Source organism: Jeotgalicoccus nanhaiensis (assembly GCF_015235105.1).
GTDB classification, from domain to species: Bacteria; Bacillota; Bacilli; order Staphylococcales; family Salinicoccaceae; genus Jeotgalicoccus; species Jeotgalicoccus nanhaiensis.
The window spans coordinates 1-24201 of the sequence record NZ_JADGLW010000008.1 but is presented as its reverse complement, the minus strand read 5'-3'; the positions used below and the strand labels follow the sequence as shown (position 1 = coordinate 24201).

At 42.2% G+C, this 24201-nt stretch carries 20 protein-coding genes and 1 riboswitch; of the genes, 16 read left to right on the top strand and 4 right to left on the bottom strand.

Annotated elements, in window-relative coordinates; translation table 11 throughout:
• Window positions 1-160: 160 nt before the first annotated feature.
• From IR135_RS09585 to IR135_RS09555, 7 genes are all read left to right on the top strand, one after another.
• The gene (locus tag IR135_RS09585; RefSeq protein ID WP_135098953.1) at window positions 161-1726 is read left to right on the top strand and encodes an acyl CoA:acetate/3-ketoacid CoA transferase; all 1566 of its coding nucleotides are present in this window, start codon (window positions 161-163) and stop codon (window positions 1724-1726) included.
• Between the two features lie 17 nt (window positions 1727-1743).
• A complete protein-coding gene (locus IR135_RS09580) occupies window positions 1744-3258 on the top strand; it encodes a class I adenylate-forming enzyme family protein (protein ID WP_135098951.1) in 1515 nt (504 codons plus the stop codon).
• A 51-nt stretch (window positions 3259-3309) separates the two neighbouring features.
• Complete coding sequence (locus IR135_RS09575) at window positions 3310-4515, top strand: acyl-CoA dehydrogenase family protein (protein ID WP_135098949.1); 1206 nt, start codon at window positions 3310-3312, stop codon at window positions 4513-4515.
• 45 nt (window positions 4516-4560) lie between these two features.
• Complete coding sequence (locus tag IR135_RS09570) at window positions 4561-6819, top strand: 3-hydroxyacyl-CoA dehydrogenase NAD-binding domain-containing protein (protein WP_135098947.1); 2259 nt, start codon at window positions 4561-4563, stop codon at window positions 6817-6819.
• A 33-nt stretch (window positions 6820-6852) separates the two neighbouring features.
• A complete protein-coding gene (locus IR135_RS09565; RefSeq protein ID WP_135098945.1) occupies window positions 6853-8037 on the top strand; it encodes a thiolase family protein in 1185 nt (394 codons plus the stop codon).
• A 189-nt stretch (window positions 8038-8226) separates the two neighbouring features.
• Window positions 8227-8637: a hypothetical protein gene (locus IR135_RS09560; protein WP_135098943.1), complete on the top strand. Its 411-nt coding sequence runs from the start codon at window positions 8227-8229 to the stop codon at window positions 8635-8637.
• A gap of 278 nt (window positions 8638-8915) precedes the next feature.
• Window positions 8916-9383, top strand: a complete 468-nt coding sequence (locus tag IR135_RS09555) for a hypothetical protein (protein WP_135098941.1) — start codon at window positions 8916-8918, stop codon at window positions 9381-9383.
• Window positions 9384-9488: 105 nt separating this feature from the next.
• Here the strand turns inward: IR135_RS09555 and IR135_RS09550 are convergent, their stop codons facing one another.
• Window positions 9489-10076, bottom strand: a complete 588-nt coding sequence (locus tag IR135_RS09550; RefSeq protein ID WP_135098939.1) for a DUF5067 domain-containing protein — start codon at window positions 10074-10076, stop codon at window positions 9489-9491.
• 75 nt (window positions 10077-10151) lie between these two features.
• Window positions 10152-11069 (bottom strand): 1,4-dihydroxy-2-naphthoate polyprenyltransferase, encoded by a 918-nt coding sequence (locus IR135_RS09545; RefSeq protein WP_135098937.1) that lies wholly within the window; start codon window positions 11067-11069, stop codon window positions 10152-10154.
• A 116-nt stretch (window positions 11070-11185) separates the two neighbouring features.
• On the opposite strand from IR135_RS09545, the gene IR135_RS09540 reads away from it, so the two are divergent.
• From IR135_RS09540 to menE, 5 genes are read left to right on the top strand one after another with little or no spacing between them, the layout of a single operon-like run.
• On the top strand, window positions 11186-12580 hold the full coding sequence (locus IR135_RS09540; protein ID WP_135098935.1) for an isochorismate synthase: 1395 nt from the start codon (window positions 11186-11188) through the stop codon (window positions 12578-12580).
• Entirely contained in the window at window positions 12543-14210 is a 1668-nt protein-coding gene (menD, locus tag IR135_RS09535; RefSeq protein ID WP_135098933.1) for a 2-succinyl-5-enolpyruvyl-6-hydroxy-3-cyclohexene-1-carboxylic-acid synthase, read from the top strand. Before IR135_RS09540 ends, menD begins: the two co-directional genes overlap by 38 nt.
• Window positions 14197-14991: a 2-succinyl-6-hydroxy-2,4-cyclohexadiene-1-carboxylate synthase gene (gene menH, locus IR135_RS09530; protein WP_135098931.1), complete on the top strand. Its 795-nt coding sequence runs from the start codon at window positions 14197-14199 to the stop codon at window positions 14989-14991. Before menD ends, menH begins: the two co-directional genes overlap by 14 nt.
• The gene (menB, locus tag IR135_RS09525) at window positions 14988-15806 is read left to right on the top strand and encodes a 1,4-dihydroxy-2-naphthoyl-CoA synthase (protein ID WP_115884044.1); all 819 of its coding nucleotides are present in this window, start codon (window positions 14988-14990) and stop codon (window positions 15804-15806) included. Before menH ends, menB begins: the two co-directional genes overlap by 4 nt.
• A 57-nt stretch (window positions 15807-15863) precedes the next feature.
• On the top strand, window positions 15864-17234 hold the full coding sequence (gene menE / locus IR135_RS09520; protein ID WP_135098929.1) for an o-succinylbenzoate--CoA ligase: 1371 nt from the start codon (window positions 15864-15866) through the stop codon (window positions 17232-17234).
• A gap of 28 nt (window positions 17235-17262) precedes the next feature.
• Here the strand turns inward: menE and yidD are convergent, their stop codons facing one another.
• Complete coding sequence (yidD, locus tag IR135_RS09515; protein ID WP_115884046.1) at window positions 17263-17496, bottom strand: membrane protein insertion efficiency factor YidD; 234 nt, start codon at window positions 17494-17496, stop codon at window positions 17263-17265.
• A gap of 75 nt (window positions 17497-17571) precedes the next feature.
• On the opposite strand from yidD, the gene ytkD reads away from it, so the two are divergent.
• Window positions 17572-18030 (top strand): RNA deprotection pyrophosphohydrolase, encoded by a 459-nt coding sequence (ytkD, locus tag IR135_RS09510; protein WP_135098928.1) that lies wholly within the window; start codon window positions 17572-17574, stop codon window positions 18028-18030.
• Between the two features lie 358 nt (window positions 18031-18388).
• On the opposite strand, the gene pckA is transcribed toward ytkD, so the two are convergent.
• Window positions 18389-19963 carry a phosphoenolpyruvate carboxykinase (ATP) gene (gene pckA / locus IR135_RS09505; RefSeq protein ID WP_135098926.1) on the bottom strand — a complete coding sequence of 525 codons (1575 nt, stop codon included), beginning with the start codon at window positions 19961-19963 and terminating at the stop codon, window positions 18389-18391.
• Between the two features lie 299 nt (window positions 19964-20262).
• A riboswitch (SAM riboswitch) is annotated at window positions 20263-20366 on the top strand.
• Between the two features lie 98 nt (window positions 20367-20464).
• Between pckA and metK the strand changes: the two genes are divergently transcribed.
• From metK to IR135_RS09490, 3 genes are all read left to right on the top strand, one after another.
• The gene (gene metK / locus IR135_RS09500) at window positions 20465-21649 is read left to right on the top strand and encodes a methionine adenosyltransferase (RefSeq protein ID WP_135098924.1); all 1185 of its coding nucleotides are present in this window, start codon (window positions 20465-20467) and stop codon (window positions 21647-21649) included.
• 29 nt (window positions 21650-21678) lie between these two features.
• Window positions 21679-22587, top strand: a complete 909-nt coding sequence (locus tag IR135_RS09495) for a nuclease-related domain-containing protein (RefSeq protein WP_135098922.1) — start codon at window positions 21679-21681, stop codon at window positions 22585-22587.
• A 70-nt stretch (window positions 22588-22657) separates the two neighbouring features.
• Window positions 22658-24037: an NAD-dependent succinate-semialdehyde dehydrogenase gene (locus tag IR135_RS09490; RefSeq protein ID WP_135098919.1), complete on the top strand. Its 1380-nt coding sequence runs from the start codon at window positions 22658-22660 to the stop codon at window positions 24035-24037.
• Window positions 24038-24201: the final 164 nt, after the last annotated feature.

The window sequence follows — 24201 nt, the reverse complement described above, 5'->3', positions numbered from 1 at the left end:
TAGTATGAAATTATATAATGGAGAATTTTTAAAAATAATGAAATGAAACCGTTTACAAAAATTGAGCATGGTGGTACATTTGAAAAAGTGAAGGGGATAAATAAAAAAGGATCATATGTTGAAATTTTAAATGAATATAACAAGGTCGGGAGAATAGAGTATGGAGATTATTTCATATGATGATTTAAGGAATATCGTAAAAAGCGGTGATGTCATTTCCATTGCCGCTCTGTCTACAGGAAACTTGCCGATGGAAGTATTAAAGCATTTGGCAGAACAGCATGATGAGCATGGGAATCTCGATAATTTAACCTTTGTCGTCGCGAATGATATCAGCGATTTTGATGATGGTTTTGATCTCGATTCTTTTGTCTCGCGCGGCATGGTTAAAAGAATTATCACCAGTCTTATGGTCGCTTCTCCCGTTACTGTTGAAGCGGTTAAAAACAACGAGATTGAAGCTTATTTTCTGCCGCAGGGTATCATCGCGATTTCTTACCGCGATCAGGCTTTTTCTTCACCGGGGACCATTACTAAAATCGGATTAAATACGGTTGTGGATCCCAGACTTTCCGGTGGGAAAGTGAATGATGCAAGTCGTGATGACTTAGTATCCTTAATGAAGATTAATAATGAAGAGTATCTGCATTACGATTTTCCGAAGATTAACATTGTACTTTTGAGAGGGACATATGCTGACGAGGATGGCAACATTTTCATGACGCATGAGTCTCATCTAGGTGAAGGTTTCAGTGCAGCTTCAGCTGCAAAGAAAAATAACGGCAAAGTAATCGTCCAGGTGAAAGAGATAATTGCAAAGGGGAGTTTCAATCCGCGGGATGTGTTTGTTCCTTCGGAGCTTGTCGATTACGTCGTTATAAACAAAAATCCAAAATATCATAAGCAGGTGATACAGACATATTATGATCCCGCTTTATCCGGCCATCACAGAATTTCGCAAAGTAAGGAGAAGTTTTTGGAGTTCGGCGCGAGAAAAATTATTTTACGGCGTTCGGCACAGTTTTTAAAACGCGGGCATGCGGTCAGCATCGGTTACGGAATTAACAATGAGCTGTCTAATGTGCTGCGTGAAGAGCAAGCTGATCATCTTGTCAAATTGAATATTGATACCGGTATATTCGGGGGGATTATTGGAAGCAGAAATCATTTTGGCATGAACTATAATCTGGATGCAAGAATGCGTCACGATATGACTTGGGATTTTATTTTTAACGGGGGCCTCGATATTGCATTTCTAAGCTTTGCTGAAATAGATAAAGCCGGTAACGTGAACGTTTCTAAGTTTGGGGAGAGAATGAACGGCAGCGGCGGTTTTATCGATATCAGTCAGACAGTTAAAACTTTGATTTTTTCAGGAACGATGGTCGTCGGCAGTGAATCGCACTGTAAAGATAATGAACTGGTAATTGATTCAGAAGGGCATTCCAAAAAATTTGTCGATACTGTTCAGAGTCTGGATTTCAATGCGGATTATTCAAGAGAACTTGGCCAGGATGTCTATTATGTTACTGAGCGCGCTGTCTTTCAGCTGACTGATGAGGGGATGGAATTGATTGAAATTGCTCCGGGCCTCAGTCTAGAAAAAGATGTTCTTTCGCAAATGGATTTTAAGCCAAAGATATCGAAGGATTTAAAAGTAATAAAAAGCGAACTGTTTCAGGAAACCTGGGGGAAATTAGCAGAGACAATTGAAAATAATCATTAACAAAGGGGAAGATGTCAATGAATTATGATTGGATTAAAACAAGATCGGATTACGATGAAGTCAAAGCAGCAGTAATAGACCCGCAAAAAGGGACGGAATGGTCATTTCAGGATTTAAATGCACGGGCGGAAAACCTGGCAAATTATTTAACAGACCAGGGTATTAAAAAAGGAGACGTTGTCGGTATTTTTGCACCGAACGATGTATCGATATTCGACTTATTATTTGCCTGCTTTAAAACAGGAGCGGTTTATATGCCGATGAACTGGCGTTTAAAACCAAAAGAAATTCAAAGTGTCATCTCAGATTCAGGCGTAAAAATGATTTTTTATTCACTTAGACACAAGGAAAGTCTAACCGGCACGCCGGAAGGACTGCTGCATATGGATATCGATTCACCGGAATACGATAAAATCTGTGACCCGGAAAATCATAAACCATTTAAAACTGCAGATGTAAAAAGCGATGAACTGGCTGCATTAATGTATACGAGCGGAACGACAGGACTGCCTAAAGGTGTAATGTTCACCTATGATTCCTTTGTCACGAACCTAATTAATACAGCCTTAACATACAGAACGCATTCCAAACAAACGACAATTCTGTCGACACCGATGTTCCACGTGTACGGTTTAAACGACACCGCCTTACCGTTATTAATGGCAGGTGGAACGCTTGTGTTGCACCGCTACTTCGACGGTGCTGAACTCAACGATCTGATGGCGAAATACGAACCGGATTATTTATCGCTCATTCCGACGATGTATTACGCTATGCTCGTTGCGGATAACTTTAACCTTGAAAGCTTTAAAAATATCGAATATCTCATTCAGGGAGGATCAGCACCGCTGCCGGCCGTTCAGAAAAAATTTGAAAGTATGGGACACACGCTGATTAACGGTTACGGTTTAACGGAAGCGCCGCTCGCTATGGTAAATACGTCGGATAATGCCAAAGTTAAACCGATGAGTATCGGTAAACCGGTATTGTTTACAGATATAAAATTACTCGATGAAGATAAAAACGAAGTAGCACCGGGTGAAATCGGAGAACTTGCGGTCGGCGGCAAACAGGTGACTCCGGGTTACTGGAATAAACCGGATGTAACGAAAGAGTCGTTCTACGGCGATTATTTCCTGACTGGAGATCTTGCGAAGATTGACGAAGACGGAGATATATTTATAGTCAACCGTAAAAAAGAACTGATTATTACCGGCGGGGAAAATGTGCTGCCTTCAGAAGTTGAAGCGGCACTGTCAGAGCACCCGATAGTCAGAACAGCAATTGTTATCGGCTATGAGAGCCCGGAATATGGGGAGTCGGTTTCTGCAGCGATAGTGCTGGCAGAGGAAACTGAGAATTTTGAAGAAATACTGGACAAGCATATCAGAGAACGCATTGCAGGCTACAAGATTCCAAGACTTTATCTCGAGATGAAAGAAATTCCATTGAACTCAACAGCTAAACCGGACCGGCTCGAAATCCAGCGTTTAATGAACGACAAAGCTCAGGAAAACGGCATAGCCCAATAAAAATTTTAACTTTATTTGAAAGCGTTATCTTATAAAGCGGAGGGAAATATTATGACAGAAAAAGAGCAGATGCTTAAAGAATTGTATCCGGAAGATTTAATGAATGTATCGAAAGAATTGACTGAGGGAGAAGTTAAATTTTTAAAACAGCTGGACGAGCTGCTGGAATCGAAATACCGCGATTCAATCAACGATCACTGGGTGAATGCTACAGTACCCGAAGACTTTTTTGAAGAGATGGGTAAATTGAATTATTTCAGGAATCCTCTATTATTTGAAGGCCGAGAAGGAGCGAAAACACCGAGCCAGCTGTTCCAGTTCTTTATGTCCTACACAGTGGCGCGTTTCGATGTATCGCTGGTAACAGTGCTTGGTGTACATCAAGGGCTCGGCCATAACGCCTTTTTATTCGGCGGCTCAAAAGAACAGGTTGCACATTATATTCCTAAACTGCAGTCTCATGAAATGAGAACATGTTTTGCCTTGACTGAACCGGATCACGGTTCGGATGTTGCAGGAGGTCTTGAAACAACCGCTAAGCGTGAAGGTGATGAATGGGTGATTAATGGTGCAAAAAAATGGATCGGGGGCGCCAATGTTTCGGATGTCATTCCACTCTTTGCTGTAGATGTAGAAACTGGAAAGCCAAAAGGATTTATTATCAGGCCGGAACAGGAAGGCGTAGACATCGATATTATCGAGAACAAAATTGCCCTAAGAATTATTCCGAATACAAATATTCGTTTAAATAATGTAGTCGTTAAAGAAGAGGACAGATTGCAAAACATAAACAGTTTTAAAGATATTGCCAAAATACTTTATTCTACTCGTGCAGGCGTATCTTACATGGCTACGGGGGCCATGGCCGGTGCACTCCGCGCAACGCTTGACTACGTCACAGAACGCAAGCAGTTCGGCAAAGAAATCAGCAAATATCAGCTGATTCAGGAAAAACTGGCGATGATGCAGGGGAACCTGTCTCATGCGATGGCCTTGTCGGCTCAGCTTGCGCGGATGCAGGAGAACGGCGAGTACGATGAGGTGGCAACATCCACTGCGAAAATGATGAATGCCTTAAGACTGCGCGAGTCGGTGTCAATGGGGCGCGGAATTACAGGCGGAAACGGCATTCTGGCAGAGTACGATATAGCGAGATTCTTCTCCGATGCTGAAGCTGTTTACACGTATGAAGGCACACACGAAATCAATGCCCTTGTAATCGGCAGAGCCTTAACCGGTGACTCCGCATTCATTTAAGGAGTGTCCGATAAGTTAAAGATAAAATAATTTGGAGGGTTTTTCATGACGATAAGAAAAGCTACAGTGCTTGGCGGAGGGGTAATGGGCAGTCAGATTGCTGCCCTGCTCGTTAATGCAGGCTTAAAAGTAAAATTACTCGATATAGCAATAGATGAAAAAGATCCTAATAAAATTTCCAAGAAAGCTTACGAGATAATCACGGATAAAAAACGGCCGCAGCTGTTTGACTTAAATTTCGCATCGAATTTAACATACGGCAACTTCGATGAAGATCTACAAGGTGAAGATGACGCTGATATTTATATCGAAGCGGTTAAAGAAGAACTGGAAATTAAACACAGTGTCTGGAAGAAAGTAAAAGAAGTTGCAAAAGATAATGCCTTATTTGCAACAAACACATCGGGTATTCCGATTGAATATATCGCTAAAGTATTCAATGATGATGAGCGGAAAAGATTTTTCGGCATGCACTTCTTCAATCCGCCGCGTATTATGAAGCTGGTTGAAATTATTCCGCTTCAGGATACTGCAGAAGAATCGGTAAAACGAGCTCAGCTCTTTGCAGAAGACAAACTCGGCAAAGGTGTCGTGGTAGCAAACGACGTGCCCGGTTTTGTAGCAAACCGCGTCGGTACACAGACGATGAATGATATTATGCACCGGGCAGAAGAAGAAGGCATATCGATTTCCGATACGGATGCACTCACCGGGAGAAGTATTGGACGTCCAAGTACGGGCACCTACGGCTTGAGTGACCTCGTCGGTATTGATATTGCAGTGACAGTAACAAAAGGACTGCAGCAGGTGCCGGGTGAGGAGAAGTTCTTTAACGATACAAAAATAGCCGAGAAGCTTGTTGAACAGAGTGCGCTCGGAAGAAAAACAAAAAAAGGGTTTTATAAAAAAGAGAAGAATAAGATACTCGTATTTGATCCGGAAAAGAATGACTACGTTGAACAGTCAAAACCTGAATTTCCGATTCTCGGTAAATTCAGTAAAGATTTAAAAGAAAATATGGATGTTATTTTTAATGCTGATGATAAAGCCGGCTTATTTTTATGGAAAACCTTGAGAAATAACTTTTACTATTCAGCCTTAAATGTGCCAAAAGCAGCTTCGGATTACAGAGATATCGACCGGGCGCTTGTCTGGGGATTCAACTGGAAAAAAGGACCGTTCCAGCTGTGGGACCTGATGGGCTTCAGCCGGGTTAAGGATCGTATGAAAGAAGAACTTGGAGAGCTGCCTGAATGGATTGAAAAACGCACTGAGTCTTTTTATAAAGATGGAGAGACCATTGAGCGGGTAACACCGGTAAGTGATTTTATCGAGAGTGAAATCTGGAATCGGGAGGATTCCAGGCTCTCGGTAGTTAATACAGACCAGCTCTTGTTAAAACTGCAGAGCGGCAATAACATTATTTCTGACGGTTTTGCCAAAGACTTAATAGAAGCTGTCGATCTTTTAGAGAGCGAAGATTTTTCAAGTATGGTTTTATATGCTGACGGCAGAAACTTCAGTGTTGGAGCCAATCTGTATATGATGAAAAAAGCACATGAAATGAAGCAGGTTGAAGAATTAGTCGGACCAGCTATAGATACACTTCATAAAAGCTTCAACCGCATGAAATATTCACTGAAGCCGATAGTAACGGCTGTACAGGGCAAAGCCCTCGGCGGAGGCTGTGAGTTAGTGCTGCATTCCCCATTTGTTGTTGCAGCAAGTGAAACATATATCGGCATGGTTGAAGCGGGTGTCGGGCTCTTGCCGAGCGGCGGCGGACTTGCTGAAATGTCGGATCGCATATTAAGTACAAATCATAAACACGATGACAAACAGCAGTCGATGAGTGAGGTGCTGACGAATATCGGTATGGCAAAAGTTTCAACGAATGCGTATGAAGCGAAGAGATACGGTTATTTAAGAGATACCGATTCAATTATTCTTAATGTGGAGAAACGCGTGGAAGCAGCTTTAAATAAAGCACGTCTGGAATCAGAAATGAATTACATTCCTAAACCTGAAGGAAAGTATATTGCTCTCGGACGTGACTTTAAAGCGCTGGCAGAAGGAATGCTTGATGCACAGCGTCTCGGTAACTTTATTAGTGATCACGATTACGAAATTACCTTGAAGATTGCAGAAGTATTATCAGGCGGAGATATACCGCGCAACACTTATGTAAATCAGCGCTATCTGCAGAAACTGGAGAAAGAGAGATTTTTAAATCTCCTGCAGAATGAGAAAACTTACGCTCGCATCAGTCACATGCTGGAGACAGGGAAACCGCTCCGTAATTAGTAATATGTACGTACAGAGAGAGGATGAAGTTGAATGCAGGATGCATATATAGTAGCTTACGGACGATCGGCTGCCGGAAGAGCAAAAGGCGGCGCGATGTTCCACGATAGACCGGATGAAATTGCAGCACAGGTTCTTAAAGGTGTACTTGGACGCGTCGACGGTAAATTCAGTCCGGATATGGTAGAAGATGTGATTGTCGGAAACTCATTCCCGGAAGGATTGCAGGGACAGAATATTGCACGGTCAATCGCCCTGCTTGCAGGAATGCCGGATGAAGTGCCCGGACAGACGGTAAACCGTTACTGTTCATCGGGTCTGCAGACGATAGCAATCGCAGCCAATCAGATCATGGCAGAACAGGCTGATGTACTGGTTGCCGGCGGTGTGGAATTAATGAGTGCTGTACCGATGGGCGGCAATGAGCCGACAAATAGTCCAGTATTGCAGGATAAAGATTCAGGAGTGTCATATCCGATGGGGCTGACTGCTGAAATGGTGGCAGAAGAATTTAAAGTTTCGAGAGAAGAACAGGATGCTTATGCAGTACAGAGCCATCAGCGGGCACAGGCTGCGCTCGAAGCTGGGAGGTTCGAAGACGAAATTATTCCGGTTGAAGTAAATAAAGTATCGTATGACGAAAATGGGCCTGTTATAACGAAAGGTGAATTTAAAACAGATGAACATATACGTCCGGATACGAACATGGAAGGACTTGCCAAACTCAGAACGGTATTTAAAGCAGACGGTACTGTTACAGCAGGAACATCAGCACCGCTGACAGACGGTGCAGGCTTTGTTGTAGTGATGTCAGGGGACAAGGTAAAAGAGCTCGGAGTCACTCCAATTGCCCGCTTTGTCGGATTTAAAGCAGTGGGCGTAGATCCTAAGATTATGGGGATTGGCCCTGCATATGCCATTCCTGAAGTACTGGAACAGGCCGGTTTATCGGTCAAAGATATGGATTTAGTCGAGCTGAATGAAGCATTTGCTTCCCAGACAGTCGCTTCAATCAGAAAAGCGGGACTGGATATGGAGAAAACAAATGTAAACGGCGGTGCAATTTCACTCGGTCATCCGCTGGGTGCATCAGGTGCCATGCTGACTGCGAGGCTGCTTGCTGAAATGAAACGCAGACCTGACTCAAAATACGGCATGGTGACAATGTGTATCGGTGTCGGTATGGGCGCAGCAGGAATATTTGAATATGTAAGATAACAAATAACCTCTCCGGATTAAGTTTTGGAGAGGTTATTTTAGTTCAGCAGTAAAAGTAGCTGGTGTATCGTAATAAAATGTTCATTATTTTGAAGAGATATAGACTCAGAATCTTCAAAAATGTGTAGGATTTCAAAACTGTGCTGGTGATAAAATAAACCTATACTTAAGTTTTGGGGGATTATTTATATGAAGAAATTATTGTTACTTTCAGGCCTTACTCTGGCGCTTGCAGCCTGCGGCAACAGTACTGAAGAAGCCGAGGGCGAAGAGGCTCATGAACCGCATGATGAAACTGCAGAGCACCATCACGAACAGGTGCTGGATATTAATTTAACTGTGGATAATGAAGCTGATCCATCGGTCATCAGCGTTGAACTTCTGAAAGAAGATGAAGCGTATGAAGCGGATCGTGTCCGTTTTGAAGTAGAAGATACTGAGACTGAAGAAATTACATGGCTGAATGCTGAAAGTGAAGGTGAGGGCATCTATACTGCAGAAACTGCAGAAGTTGAAGCTGGAGAATACAGTATTACAGCACACATTAACGGTCCTGAAGACCTGCACGAACATACAGATGATATTTTTGATATAGAATAACTGAAGAAAAAACAGGATAAAATTTTATAAAGCGTACACGGCATCAGTCGTGTACGCTTTTTATATCAGCATATTAAAACTTTTTTCAGCGTGATACGGCGAGTAAAATAGCAATGCCCGCAATGATGAAAAGAATGAAGGCAAGACCGATACCGCTTAAGATTTCAATCATAATACCGACTCCTTAACAAGTTACTCTCAATGTAACATAATTGTTTTTACCATACATGTAATGATAAAATTATATAAATGAAATTATTAAGAGAGTTGGGAAATATATGGATCCTTTATCAGTCTGGTTAGAAGTAGTTGTACTGCTGGCTTTATTTATTGCCTCAGTTGCCGGTCTCGGTATTTACTTTTCAAGAAAACGTGCAGAAGTCATGACGACACAGCCGCTCTTGATGATAGATGAAGTCGGCTGGAGAAAAGACGACCGCGGAAAATATATGATGTTCCGTGTCGAAAATAAAAATGATAATCCATTTCAAATTGAGAAAGTTTATATTAAAGGTTATGACTTTACGACAAAATACCATTACATTAAAGAGAAAGAAGAAAATGATGTAGTGATTCTGAAATTTTATATGCAGCCCGATCAGACAATGAACTTCCGCATCCGCATTTTATACAGAGACTTCAATAATAAAGGCCATATTATGATGTCTGTGCGTATGGATATGGAAGGCGGAGAGCTGACATACGAAGCAGAGGGTACGAAGTTTATCCTCACAAAAACAAGATAAGTATTTAAGGACGCCTTACGATGAAGTAAGGTGTTTTTTGTTTCATCAAATTCCAAATCATTTTAAACAAAAAAACAACGCCGTGTCAGGGCGCTGTTTTTAGACTTATTCTTCGTTCTCAGCAGGTGCTAAATCAAGCTCGATTTCATGGTCTAGTGATTCAGTTTCTTCAAGCGGGCTTTCCCGGGCCTGCAGGTGTGTTGCGAGTTCCGGATCAAGCGGACCGTAGGCAACGACTGCCGTTGCACTTTCTCCCGGTTCCACTAATTCATTGGCAGCGGCTTTTCCGTCTGCAAATTCACCGTCGTCTTCAAGGTCCATTGTATAGTTTTCTGTCGGTGCTTCCCCTTCATCGCTCACCTGGCGGACTGCCAGGTCCAGGCTGAATGCTTCAGACGGGCTTGCTGCGCGTTCAGAAGTGTTTGAGAACTCAAACTCAACTGCCACAGCCTGAACCGTTGTGTCGTTGCCTTCAGCGTCAACAGCCGGTACTTCAACCGGTGTAAAGTTTGTGAAAGTGTAATCTCCATTAACTCCGGAGTATGATAATTCTTCCTCTGCCGCTTCATCTGTAGTTTCTTCTGCCGGTGTTTCTTCTGCTGTGCCTGCCTCATCTGTACTGTCCCCATTACACGCGGCAAGCAGAAGCATACTTGCAAATCCTCCCGCGAATAATATACGTTTTAACTGCATGATAAATCCCCCTATATTGTTTGTTTCAACTATATTATATTCTTCACAGAGCTGAAACACAATTTTCAGAAAAATTTATATGCCGGTCATTCCGTAAATAATCAAACCGATAGTTAAGAGCAGTCCCATAATTGTATTCAGTTTGCCCATAGATGCCATGGCTGGAATCAGTTCAACCGGTGTATTGCCTTTACGCATCAGCATAATTGTTTTCAGCGCAAGAGGAATAGACAAGAGCGGGATGAGCAGAAATACCGAGCCCATCGGCGTAAAGAAGGCTATGTATATTAAAAATACATAACTGAACAGGAGCAGGGCTGCAGCAGTCATTACCGCAAAGGGTTTACCGACAAGAATGACATAAGTTTTACGGCCGCTCGTCTTATCTTTTTTACGGTCGCGTATGTTATTTGCCATATTGAGTAAACCTATCGTAATTGCCGGCGGTATGGACATTAATAAAGGAAATACATGCAGTGTGCCTGTGTGAATGAAAAATGTAATCATAATAATTACAGTGCCCATAAAGAAACCTGCAAATATTTCACCAAACGGTGTCCATGATATCGGCACGGGACCGCCTGTGTAAAGATAACCGACTGCCATTGATACAGCACCAACGATAAGTATCCACCACGATGAATTTATCGTAATAATAATGCCGATTACAGCGGCGATGCCGTAAAATATAAGAGCGATTGTCAGAACGAGGCGGGGGCTCATGCCATTTCTTACAATAGCACCTGCGATACCGACGGATTCATGTGAATCCAGACCGCGTTTAAAATCGTAATATTCGTTAAACATATTGGTAGCCGACTGTATTAATACTGTAGCGATCAGCATAAGGAAAAACATTCCCCAGCGGATGTCAGCAAATAACAATACGCTTGCCGTCCCGACAAAAACAGGTACAAAACTCGCTGTCAGTGTGTGTGGACGCGTCAGCATTAAATATTTTTTAAATCCTGTATGTACTTGTGCTTCCTGCATGACTTTCTCCTTTAAAACATGATGGCTATAATTTTATCATATTTAAGTGTTGTCCATACACACGGTAGGTAAAAAATGATAAAATAAAGCTAATTATGATGAAAGTAGTGTGACTCATGAAATTACAATCGTCTCGAATATTTATAGAGAGTATCAGTCTGGATTCCGACAGGCAATATCTTACACTGCATATTCCTATGGATGAGTATAATATTGACGAAGAAAAAATATTTACATACTTTGATGAATCGAAGGGTTCACGCTATTGGTTCAAGTCAAAAGATAACACATATAATGTTGTCGGAATCAATTACATCGAAAGTATGTGGCGTGATAAGTTTCAGCCGGAATCGGCAGCGGACAGTAAGAAAACACTGTTTGCTAAACTGCAGCAGGAGAAGCTCGGTGATAATCTGAAATCGAAATTGAGCCTGTTCGGCGGAACATTATTCGATGATAAGGATACGACTGACGAGTGGAATGACTTTAAAATGATTGAATTTCATTTGCCGGAATGGCAATTTGATCTGAACAATCACGAAGTGTTTTTAACCCGCGAAAAAACAGAATTAAATATGGATGATGTGCTCGATGAAGTTGACGGAGTGCTGTCGGCGATAGAAAATACTGTAATAACCGAGAAAGAAAAACCGGTTGTTAAAAGCAAACGCGATATTTTCCCAAATGAATGGAAAATGCTCGTCGAAGAAGCAGTAAATAATTTAAACGACGAGTTTAAAAAAGTAGTGCTTGCCCGTCAGAAACTCATTACTTTTGAATCGAGAGCAAAACGGCTTTATTTAATCAGACGATTAAAAGACGAAGCGGATACGTACACGATTTATTATGAAAAAGGCAAATCGACTTTCGTTTCGAAAACACCTGAAAAATTATTTTCAATCCGAGGAGAGGAACTGGTTACGAATGCGATTGCCGGTTCAATTCAGCGCGTCGAAGACAGCCGGGAGAATGATTTGCAGAAAGACTTTTTACTGAACGATGAAAAAAATCTTTTTGAACACCGCGTTGTCAGAGAATCAATCGTCAGCGATATCGTGCCGTTTTCAGAAGGGCTGAACTACAAAAAAAATCCGCTGCTGCTCGAAAATAAATATATATATCATTTGTTCACGCCGATTCAGGCTATGCTGAAGAAGGATGCGGATGAGTTTAAAATATTAAAACGAATTCACCCGACTCCGGCAGTAGGCGGCCTGCCGAAAAAGCTGGCGAAAGATTATATTAAAGATCATGAATACGGCACAAGAGGACTGTACGCAGCGCCGCTTGGCATTATTCATGAAGACAAAGAATGTGAGTTTGCCGTCGGTCTCCGTTCCATGCTGATTTCTGCACGCAGCGCGACACTTTTTGCTGGCTGCGGCATTGTGAAAGGCTCGGATCCGGAAGCTGAATTTTTGGAAACAGAAGTTAAATTCACACCGATGCTGAACGTCTTGGAGGCGACTACTAATGAGCTATACGGAAGCACTAACGACACAAACATTTAGTATTATAGATGCACTGTACGAATACGGTATGAATGAACTGGTTATCAGCCCGGGTTCACGCTCAACGCCGCTTGCTATCGCGGCGGAGCTGCATGAAGGGATTAAAACGTACATTCATCCCGACGAACGGGGTGCAGGGTATTTCGCCGTCGGGCTGACTAAAAAAAGACGTCAGCCGGTCGGTATATTATGTACATCCGGCACAGCAGCAGCGAATTATACACCCGCTGTCAGCGAAGCAGGACTCAGTCATCTGCCGCTCATAGTGCTAACCTCGGACCGTCCGCACGAGCTTAAAAATGTCGGTGCGCCGCAGGCGATTGAGCAGCATAATATGTACAGCAATTTCGTACGCTATCAGACGGAACTGCCGATTGCTGACAGTCATGACAGTGCAGAATCATTAATTAACGATAAAGTGCTGCAGGCCAGCCAGTATTTCAACGGCATTAATATGGGGCCAGTGCATTTTAATATTCCGGTCCGCGAACCGATTATGCCGAATGTTCGCCGTCTGGACTTATTTAAGCGGGTACAGAAATCAATGACACCGGCAATAACAGTGCCGGGGGATATTGAAAAACTAAAAGGCACAGGTCTTGTTTTTATCGGTGAAACAGCAGAAGATTTAACACCGCTTGTATCTGTTTTGGAACAGGGCAATCTTATTGCTGTCTGCGATCCGCGGCAGAATCTGCGAACATTTGTTAAAGATGCCATTGTTAATCACGATATGATGTTTTCAAATTTCAGCGAAAACCATCGCCAGTATATCGAAGACAATATTGATTTTATTATCCGTATTGGTGAGCCTGTAACTTCAAAACAGACCAATGCATTCTTAAAACAAACGGCTGTGCCGCAATATTTAATCAGTGAATTTCAGGACATCAAACCCTTCCCGGTCACACCGGATGAAACATATGTCGGCACAATCAATGAAATTTTCCCAAGACTGATTGCTGATAATTTTATGAGCGATGTTAAAAAGCGCTTCACAGACTTATCAAAAGTACTTCATAAGTATATAGATGAGCATATTTCCGGCTTTGACGATGAAGGCAGATATGTCTACGACATTATCAGAGAGACCGATGCGTCCCGCACATTTTTCCTATCCAGCAGTATGCCGATCAGAGACTTTGAGCGTTACGATACACGTGTTGTCCATGATGTATTCGCGAACCGCGGTGCCAACGGTATTGACGGTGTGATTTCAAGTGCACTCGGCCTCGGCACCAAAGAGCCGGTTACTATGCTGATTGGAGACGTATCGATGAATCATGATATTAACAGTCTGCTGCTTGCAAAACTTGAAAATATCGACTTTACGATTATCGTCTTTAACAATAACGGCGGCAATATTTTCAGCTATCTGCCGCAGTATGCACATAAACCGCACTTCGAAAGATTGTTCGGCACACCGCTTGATCTCAATTTTGAGCATGCCGCGAAGCTTTATGATTACGAATATGTTCATATTGAAAATTCGAATGAATTAACAAAAGAAATGCTGAATAAAACCGGGCGTCAGATGATAGAGATTAAAACAGACAGAGAACATAATCTCGAAAGTCATAACGAGCTGAAAGCCCGGCTTAAAGAGCTGGTGGACAATGCTGAATTTTAATTATGAGCTGCTCGATAACAAGCAGGACAAAACGATTATGCTGCTGCACGGGTTTTTATCGTCTAAAGAAAGCATGAGAAGAATCGCAGAAGATTTAAGCAGCCTACGCAATGTAATTCTTGCAGATTTACCCGGTTTTGGCAGTACCTTAAGTACGCCGCATGATTACCGTATGGAAGATGTTACAGGAGGGCTTGTAAATATTGCAGACAGAGAAGGTATTAACACTTTCGATGTGCTCGGCTACTCGATGGGTGGCCGGGTCTCTCTGGCCTTAGCAGCTCACTTTCCAAAAAGAATTGATAAATGCATATTGGAAAGCGCCTCGCCCGGTATCGCTGATGAAGAAAAGCGCGCGGAACGGCTTCGAATTGACCGTGAGCGCAGCAGTTTTATAATTAGCGATTATAATGAATTTCTTCAGTTCTGGCAGGATATGCCGCTGTTTTTGAGTCAGCGTAATGCAGCCCGGTCAGTGCTGAAGGCCCAGCACGAAGAGCGACTGCAGCAGACACCGGCGGAAGCTGCAGACAGCCTGTTAAAATACGGCACGGGTGTACAGCCCTCGTACTGGGATAATTTAAGCGGGCTTGAGAGCAGTTTTTATTTACTGGCAGGCAGTGAGGACAAGAAATTTGTGGCAACAGCTGAAACGATGTCAGAACGTTTGAAAAGTGCTAAACTGAATATAGTTGAACATTGCGGTCACAATATTCATCTTGAAAATTACAAAACGTACATAAGGTTAGTACGAGAGTACCTAGAGGAGGATAACTCATGACAAGAGTTTGGGAAACAGTTAAAGAATACAGTGAAATTAAATATGAATTTTATAATGGTATTGCTAAAGTAACGATCAACCGTCCGGAAGTGCGCAATGCATTCACGCCGGATACTGTTGCAGAGATGATCGATGCATTCACGCGCGCACGGGACGATCAGCGTGTTTCGGTAATAATTTTAACTGGTGAAGGCGACCTTGCCTTCTGTTCAGGCGGAGACCAGAAAAAACGCGGACACGGCGGCTACGTAGGGACAGATGAAGTACCACGTTTGAACGTTCTTGATTTACAGCGTTTAATCCGTGTTATTCCTAAACCTGTTATCGCTATGGTTGCAGGTTATGCAATCGGCGGCGGCCACGTGCTGCACGTTGTATGTGATTTAACAATTGCTGCTGAAAACGCACGTTTCGGCCAGACTGGTCCTAGGGTCGGTTCATTTGATGCCGGTTACGGTTCAGGTTACTTAGCGCGTATCGTCGGCCACAAAAAAGCGCGTGAAATCTGGTACTTATGCCGCCAGTACGACGCACAGGAAGCACTGGACATGGGCTTAGTCAACACAGTTGTACCTTTAGAGCGTCTGGAAGACGAAACTGTCGAGTGGTGTGAAGATATTATGAAACACTCACCGACTGCACTCCGTTTCCTAAAAGCTTCGATGAATGCTGATACAGACGGCTTAGCCGGGTTACAGCAGCTTGCAGGAGATGCAACACTGCTTTATTACACTACAGATGAAGCGAAAGAAGGCCGTGACGCGTTTAAAGAAAAACGTGAACCGAACTTCGATCAATTCCCTAAATTCCCGTAAATTGCATATTTTAAAATATAACACCCGTCTATGATGGGTGTTTTTGAGGTGAAGTTAATGTCATACAAATGGCTGGAAACAGCAAGTTTTACTTATCCTGACAACCTTGCTGTGAAATACAAAGATGAATCTCTGACGTATCAGATGCTGTATATGCATGCACATTCACTCGGTACACATCTGCAAGCCCTTAAATTAAAACGAGTCGGTTTGTATATCGATAATTCATTGGACTCTGTCAAACTGATTCACGGTCTGATGATGCTCGGTGTGGAAATGGTAATGCTGAACACGCGGTTAACTCCGGGTGAACTTAAGAACCAGCTGGAGGATGTGTCAGTCACAACGGTCATTGCGACCTTGCCGGCTGAGATTCCCGGAGTGGAAGTAATTCAGTACGATGATTTGTTTCAGCTTGAAACGCAGACTTTTATCGTCAACAATCCTCAGCCGGATGATATTTTATCGATTATGTTTACGTCTGGAACAACGGGGCGCGCTAAAGCAGTGCCGCAAACATATAAAAATCATGAAGCATCTCACTTAAATTGCCGGCAGCATTTTAATTATGACAGTGACAGCACCTGGCTGATGGTTAACCCGATTTTTCATATTTCAGGACTGTCAATCCTGTTCAGAACTGTAATGACAGGCTGTACGTTAATCGTCGAAAATAAGTTCGATGAGGCGCGCGTATGGAATATTTTAAGCCGGGATAAAGTGACTCATACGAGTATGGTGCCTGTTATGCTGAAGCGCCTGATGAAAATAGAAGGCACACATCATCTCGAAGGACTGCTGCTCGGCGGCGCGAGTACAACACCGTCGCTGCTGGAAAAAGCAATGAACAAAAATCTGCCGGTGTATAACTCATTCGGCATGACTGAAACATGCTCCCAAATTGTTCAAATTTCTTATAAAGATGAAAAGATTTTAAGCGGGACCGTCGGGAATATTCAGGATTATGATATTAAAGTCGACGAAAATACAGGAGAACTGCTGATTAAAGGAGACAGTGTTGCGAACGGTTATTTAAATGCAGATATGAAGAAAGAAGACGGATACTTTAATACAGGAGATCTCGCGGAAATTGACAGCGAGGGTTATCTGTATATTTTAGACAGACGGACTGATTTGATTATCAGCGGCGGCGAGAACATTTATCCGAAAGAAATAGAGGATGCGGTATACTCGCTCAGCGGCGTCGATCGCTGTGTTGTCATTAAAAAAGACGATGAAGAGTGGGGCAGTGTGCCGGTGCTGCTGCTGGAAGAAGAAGTGGACGAGGCATTGCTGCTCAATCACTTAAGTAAGCATTTGGCAAAATACAAGCTGCCAAAGGAAATTCACTATGTCGATAAAATTATTATGACATCGACCGGGAAGATTTCACGCAGTCAGAATCAAAAAATGTTTCTCGGCCGTTAAATACAGGTATGGAGCATTAAAGAGATAATTACTGATGTTTTTTCTTTTCGTTTACAGGCACTGGATCAAAGCCGCCTTCATGAAACGGATGGCATTTTGAAATGCGCTTAGCAGCCATGAAACTGCCCTTCATTGCGCCGTGTTCAGCGAGTGCTTCCAAAGCATAATTTGAACAGGTCGGGTAAAAACGGCAGGTCGGTGGCGACATTGGAGAAATATATTTCTGGTAAAAATGAACGGAGCCGATTAATACTTTTTTCATTACAGCATCACCTTTTAAAATTAATACAACTATTGTAAGCTGATATATGCAAGAGTGCAACTGGGAGGATTCTATATGAAAACATTTACTGATTTTAAAGGCAGACGTGTTACATTGGAAAACAGTTACGTTGAAAATACGAAACATGTACTTATAATCCCTAAATTTAACGGCCAGTTTTTACTGACAAACCATAGAGAGAGGGGACTGGAATTCCCCGGAGGAAAAGTGGAAAATGGAGAAGCACTTGTCGAAGGTGCTCAGCGCGAACTCTATGAAGAAACGGGCGGTCTCGTGGGCGACATGCATTTTGTAGGTACATATACCGTTCACGATGGCGATGAGACATTCAGTAAAGCAGCATTTTGCTGTAATATTGAACGGCTGGATCAGCTGAAACACTATCATGAAACAAACGGTCCAATGCTGGTGGACCATATAGACGATATTCCTGAAGAAGATAAAAGTTTGCTTTTGAAAGACGATTGTATCGTTTATTTATATAATGAAGTCAGAGAAAACGGCTGTCAGTAGCGGCTGTTTAAATAAGAGAGCCCGGAACAGTGAAATTGTTCCGGGCTTTCGTCATTTTGAGAGGCTGTGTGTACGTTGTGAAATTGACAAAGTTCATAGAAGATGCTGTAAGTACGTTGTGAAATTGACAACGTACATGGAAGATGCTGCAAGTACGTTATGAAATCGACAAAGTACATGGAAGATGCTGCAAGTACGTTGTGAAATCGACAAAGTACATAGAACGTGCTACAAGTACCTTGTCAAATCAACAAAGTTCATAGTAAGTGTCCCTGTAGAAAATATGCAGCGAGCCTGCCGATTCCCAACAAAAAATCCCAGGATAATCAATATCCCGGGATTCTGCAATCAAATATATTTAAAATCCGCCTTTTTCAGCAATCGCAGCTGATTCTTCACCGAATTTTTTAAAGTTTTCTATGAACTTATCTTTAAGTCCTTGTGCTTTTTCATTGTATGCATCTTTGGATTCCCAAGTGTTGATTGGTGCAAGAATTTCTTCCGGCACACCAGTCACTGCTGTTGGAATTGATAAGCCGAACATTTCATCTTCAACGAATTCACCTAATTCGAGTTCACCGCTGATAGCACGGCGTACCATTGAACGGGTGTGTGCAAGGTTCATACGCTTGCCGACGCCGTATTCGCCGCCTGTCCAGCCTGTGTTTACAAGATAAACGTTAACTTCATGCTTGTCGATTAAATCTCCGAGCATGTTCGCATATACTGTCGCATGCAGCGGCAGGAATGGTGAACCGAAGCATGTTGAGAATACCGGCTGCGGTGTAGTAACGCCGCGTTCAGTTCCTGCAAGTTTAGATGTAAATCCGCTTAAGAAATGGTACATTGCCTGATCTTTGTTTAACTTGGCGATTGGAGGAAGTACTCCAAATGCATCTGCTGTTAAGAAGATGATTGTTTTTGGATGTCCTGCAACTGAAGGAATGCGCGCATTATCGATATGGTCAATCGGATAAGCTGCACGTGTATTCTCAGTCAGTGAACCGTCATCGTAATCAGGATTGCCGTCTTCATCGATAACTACGTTCTCAAGTACCGAACCAAATTTAATCGCTTCAAAGATTTCAGGTTCTTTTTCTTTTGATAAATTAATAGTTTTAGCGTAACAGCCGCCTTCGATGTTAAATACACCATCGTCATTCCAGCCGTGCTCATCGTCACCGATAAGATCGCGTTCCGGGTCTGCAGAAAGCGTCGTTTTACCTGTACCTGATAAACCGAAGAATAATGCAACATCTTTGTTTTCGCCGACGTTGGCACTGCAGTGCATGCTGAGCACGCCTTCTTCAGGAAGCAGGTAGTTCATAATTGAGAAGATTGATTTCTTCATTTCTCCGCCGTATTCAGTACCGCCGATAAGAATGATTTTCTTTTCTAATGATACAAGGACGAATACTTCAGAACCCGTACCATCGACTTCAGGGTCTGCTTTAAAAGTAGGTGCAGATACAATCGTAAATTCAGGATCGATTGCAAGTGCTTCTTCTTTTGTTTCAGGACGGATAAACATTGTTTTCGCAAACATGTTGTGCCAGCTGAACTCATTGACAACCTGAAGTTTCAGTTGTGTATGCGGGTCTGCGCCTGCATAGCCGTTAAAGACAAATAATTCTTCTTTGTCATTTAAATATGTAGTAACTTTATCGAATAAGTTATCGAAAATTTCCTGTGAAATAGGCTGGTTGACCTCGCCCCAGTCAATCTTGCTGTCGGATACGCTGTCTCTGACGATAAAACGGTCTTTCGGGCTGCGGCCTGTGTATTCTCCAGTCTGCGCGCGAAGTGCTCCTGTATTTGTAAGTACTGCCTCTTTGCGTCGTAAAGATGCTTCGACAAGTTCAGCGTTTGATAATTGTTTGTGAGTAGAAGGTTTATTAACAAGACCTTCGATTAAACTTTTATGGTTAACCATGATTCGCCTCCAAGTATTTTCATTAACGAAGTATTTAGAAATTAGTATAACACATTCGTTTTTATGTTTACACAATAACAGGATAAGGTTTTTGAATATTGAATTGTTTTTTGCAATGCTCGTTCATAAGATAAATTTATATATCATTATAAAAGTTATAAGTATATGTTTATAAAATTAAGGATTTTTCACAGCTTGCTTTTGGGTTTTATAATTTAATTATCTAAAAAGCTGCTGAAAATAAAACTTGTTAATCTTGATTTGCCCATTCCAATAATGTAAGATGAATAATAAGTTATCTCTTATCAAGAGGTGGTGGAGGGATTCAAACCCTGTGAAGCCAGAGCAACCTCCTTTTCAAGAAAGGTGCTAAAGAATGCAGAGTAATTCTGACCGATAAGAGAAAAGGGCGAGCCTTTTTCTCTGTTTATTATGGAGAAAAAGGCTTTATTTTTTGCTTTGAAGAGATGGCTAAATGAGCTTTAAGAGGAGATTTTATAAATGTCAGAACGTAAATTATTTACTTCAGAGTCAGTCACAGAAGGTCACCCGGATAAAATTGCAGACCAGATTTCAGATGCGATTCTCGATGCAATCTTAGAAGGCGACCCGTATGCGCGTGTTGCCTGTGAAACAGTAGTCAACACAGGTCTTGCGATGATTGTCGGGGAAATCAGCACAGAAACTTACGTCGATATTCCAAGAACAGTGAGAGAAACCGTTAAGGAAATCGGCTATGTCGATGCGAAGTACGGTTATGATTATAAAACAATGTCTGTCTTAACGGGAATTGATGAGCAGTCAGAGGACATCGCTGTCGGTGTAAACAACGCTTTTGAAACCCGCGAATCACAAGGAGTTTCAACAGGTGCAGGCGACCAGGGCTTAATGTTCGGTTACGCGACGAACGAAACGAAAGAGTTTATGCCGCTGCCGATTTCATTAGCGCACAAAATTTCACGCCGTTTAACAGAAGTGCGTAAAGATAATACAATTTCCTATCTGCGTCCGGACGGCAAATCACAGGTAACGGTTGAATACGATGAAAACGGCAAACCGTCAAGAGTCGATACGATTGTTATCTCTACCCAGCATCATGAAAATATTCCGGCGACACAAATCTACGATGATTTATTAGAATACGTGATTCAGGAAGTAGTTCCTGAAAATCTCATAGATGAAGAAACTAAATATTTCATCAACCCGACAGGCAGATTTGTAATTGGCGGACCGCAAGGGGATGCGGGTCTGACAGGACGTAAAATTATCGTCGATACTTACGGAGGCTACGCTCGTCACGGCGGCGGCGCCTTCAGCGGCAAAGACCCGACAAAAGTTGACCGTTCCGCAGCTTATGCAGCACGTTATATTGCAAAAAATATCGTAGCGAGCGGTGCGGCGGAAAAATGTGAAATTCAGCTGGCTTATGCCATCGGCGTATCCCAGCCGGTATCTATTGCGGTCGATACTTTTAATACAGGAAAATACGACGAAGAAAAAATTACAAAAGTCATCAGAGAACTGTTTAATTTATCACCAGATGGTATTATAGATATGCTAAACTTGAGAAGACCAATTTATAAACAGACTGCGAGTTATGGACATTTTGGTCGTACGGACATCGACTTGCCTTGGGAGAGACTGGATAAGGTCGATGCACTGAAAGATCTTCTTAGAAATAGCTAATTTAAGCAGTTGCGAAAGAGAGGAATAATATGAATACTGATATTTTTACAGATCCGATATTTATCGCGGTCGCAGCAGTGCTTCTCATCATTGCAATCTGGTTTTTAGTATATTACTTTAAACACCGCAATGAAGTGAAAACTGTGGAACAAACTTATTCGAAAGAAAAAGATTCACTCGTTGAGAAATACGAAAGTGAACATGAGGAAGAACGTTTAGAGCACAAGAAAGAAATGTCCGCTTTAAATGAAAAATATCATAATGATACGACACTTCTCGATAACAAACTTTCGAGCCTGCATCAGTTTACTGTAGATAAAGGCGAGTATTTGACAGACCTTTCTTTAATTCAGTTAAAAGACAAACTTGTTAAAGATGAAAAAATCCGTGAGACGGATATGATTATTCTGTCGAACATTTATTTACCATCAAGAAATTACACAAATACACGTAAAATCGATCATTTAGTTTTAACACGCACGGGTATTTATCTGATAGATTCTAAATACTGGAGCGGTCATATTTTACACGGTGTGAATGAAAGCCAGTTTGAAGAAGTACCGTATATTGAATCATTCTTCGATTTACTGGAACTCGATAAGCAAAAAGAACAGACTTTAATTTTTGAAAAGGCAGATGCGTCGAATGTATCGGTTAACCACTACAACGGCATTATCGATGAAACGAAAGTAACTGCTGAAAAACTTAAAAACAAATTTAAATTACAATACGACATCGTTCCGATTATTTACTTCAATCCGAAAGATAACGGCAATTATTCAATTACCAACTATTCGGAAGATCCATCGATCAGAGTAATCGTCGGTCAGGAAGACTTGGAAGCATTCTTCCTGAAGTATGTATTCCACGGCAGATTCCAGTACACAGTTAAAGATCTGGATGAGATTGCGAATGCCTTACTCGATCAAAGTCTGTAACTTTGTAAATTGAAACTAATCGTCCTATAATTATTTATAGGACGATTTTTATATTTTGGAGGGAAATTAAATGGCAGAAGAAATTATCGTAATCAATCCTGCAACTCAAAAAGAAGCGGGACGCGTAAAAAAAGACAGCAAAGACGAAATTGAGAAGAAAATTAATACTGCACATGAAAAATTTCAAAACTTTAGAAAAATGAATGCCGGGGACCGTTCGGATTTACTTTTCAAATGGTCGGAAAAAATCGATGAGAACAGACAGGAAATCGCAGAACTCGTCACGCTGGAAGGCGGCAAGCCGCTTGCTGAAGCACTCGGTGAAGTCGACTATGCCAACAGTTATATTAAATACTATGCTGAAGAAGCGAAAAGAATATACGGCCGGACAGTACCGGCGAATAATGATGACACGAGAATTGTTGTAACGAGGCATCCGATAGGGGTAGTCGCAGCGATTACGCCTTGGAACTTCCCGGTAGCAATGATGGCACGTAAAGCAGCACCGGCTGTTGCAGCAGGCAATACATTTATCGTTAAGCCGGCAAGCGCAACTCCGATGTCAGCGGTGAAATTTATCGACCTTGCAGTAGAGGCGGGCTTCGATGAAGGCGTCATTCAATATGTTAATGCCTCCGGCCGCGATGCAGGTGAAATATTTACCCAGTCTGATAAAATTATGAAACTGACATTTACCGGCTCGACCGAAGTCGGCAAGCAGCTGATGAGCGATGCCACAGTGACGGTTAAAAATGTGACGATGGAACTCGGCGGACATGCACCGCTGATTGTTAACAAGGATGCTGATATCGATAAGGCAGTTGAAGGCGCAATCGCATCGAAGTTCAGAAACTCGGGACAAACTTGCGTATGTGCCAACAGATTTTACGTGCACGAAGATGTGCTGGATGAATTCACAGAAAAATTTACTGCGAAAGTAAAAGAGCTGAAAGTCGGCAACGGTATGGATGAAGGTGTTAAAATCGGACCGTTAATCGATGAAGACGGTTATGATAAAGTGATGAAACACATTGAAGATGCCATTGAAAAAGGCGGTAAAGTTACAACCGGCGGCAAAGGAGATAAATCAGGCGGCTACTTTGTAGAACCGACTGTTATTACGGATGTAACCGACGATATGATCTGTATGAGCGAAGAAACATTCGGACCGCTGGCGCCAATTCAGAGCTTTTCTAATCTCGATGAAGCGATTAATAAAGCAAACGGAACAGAATACGGTCTTGCAGCATATTACTTTACTGAAAATTATACGACGGGAATCAGACTGACAGAAGAACTCGACTTCGGGGTGCTCGGCTGGAATAATGGTGCACCAAGTGCTGCGAACATTCCATTCGGCGGCTTAAAAGAAAGCGGCGTCGGCCGTGAAGGTGCGCCAGAAGGACTGGAACCTTATACGGAAACAAAAGTCACATCGATAAAAATATAGAACAGAACTGATTTAAAAAGGAAGCAGATTGTCATAATGAACTGTAACCCGAATAATAGACAGCTTATAAAAAGCGTCTCTTATTCGGGTTTTTCTATGCCCTAAAGATTATCTTGTTTATACTTAAATAAACTATCTGTACGGAGGGCTATCATGGCTAGACA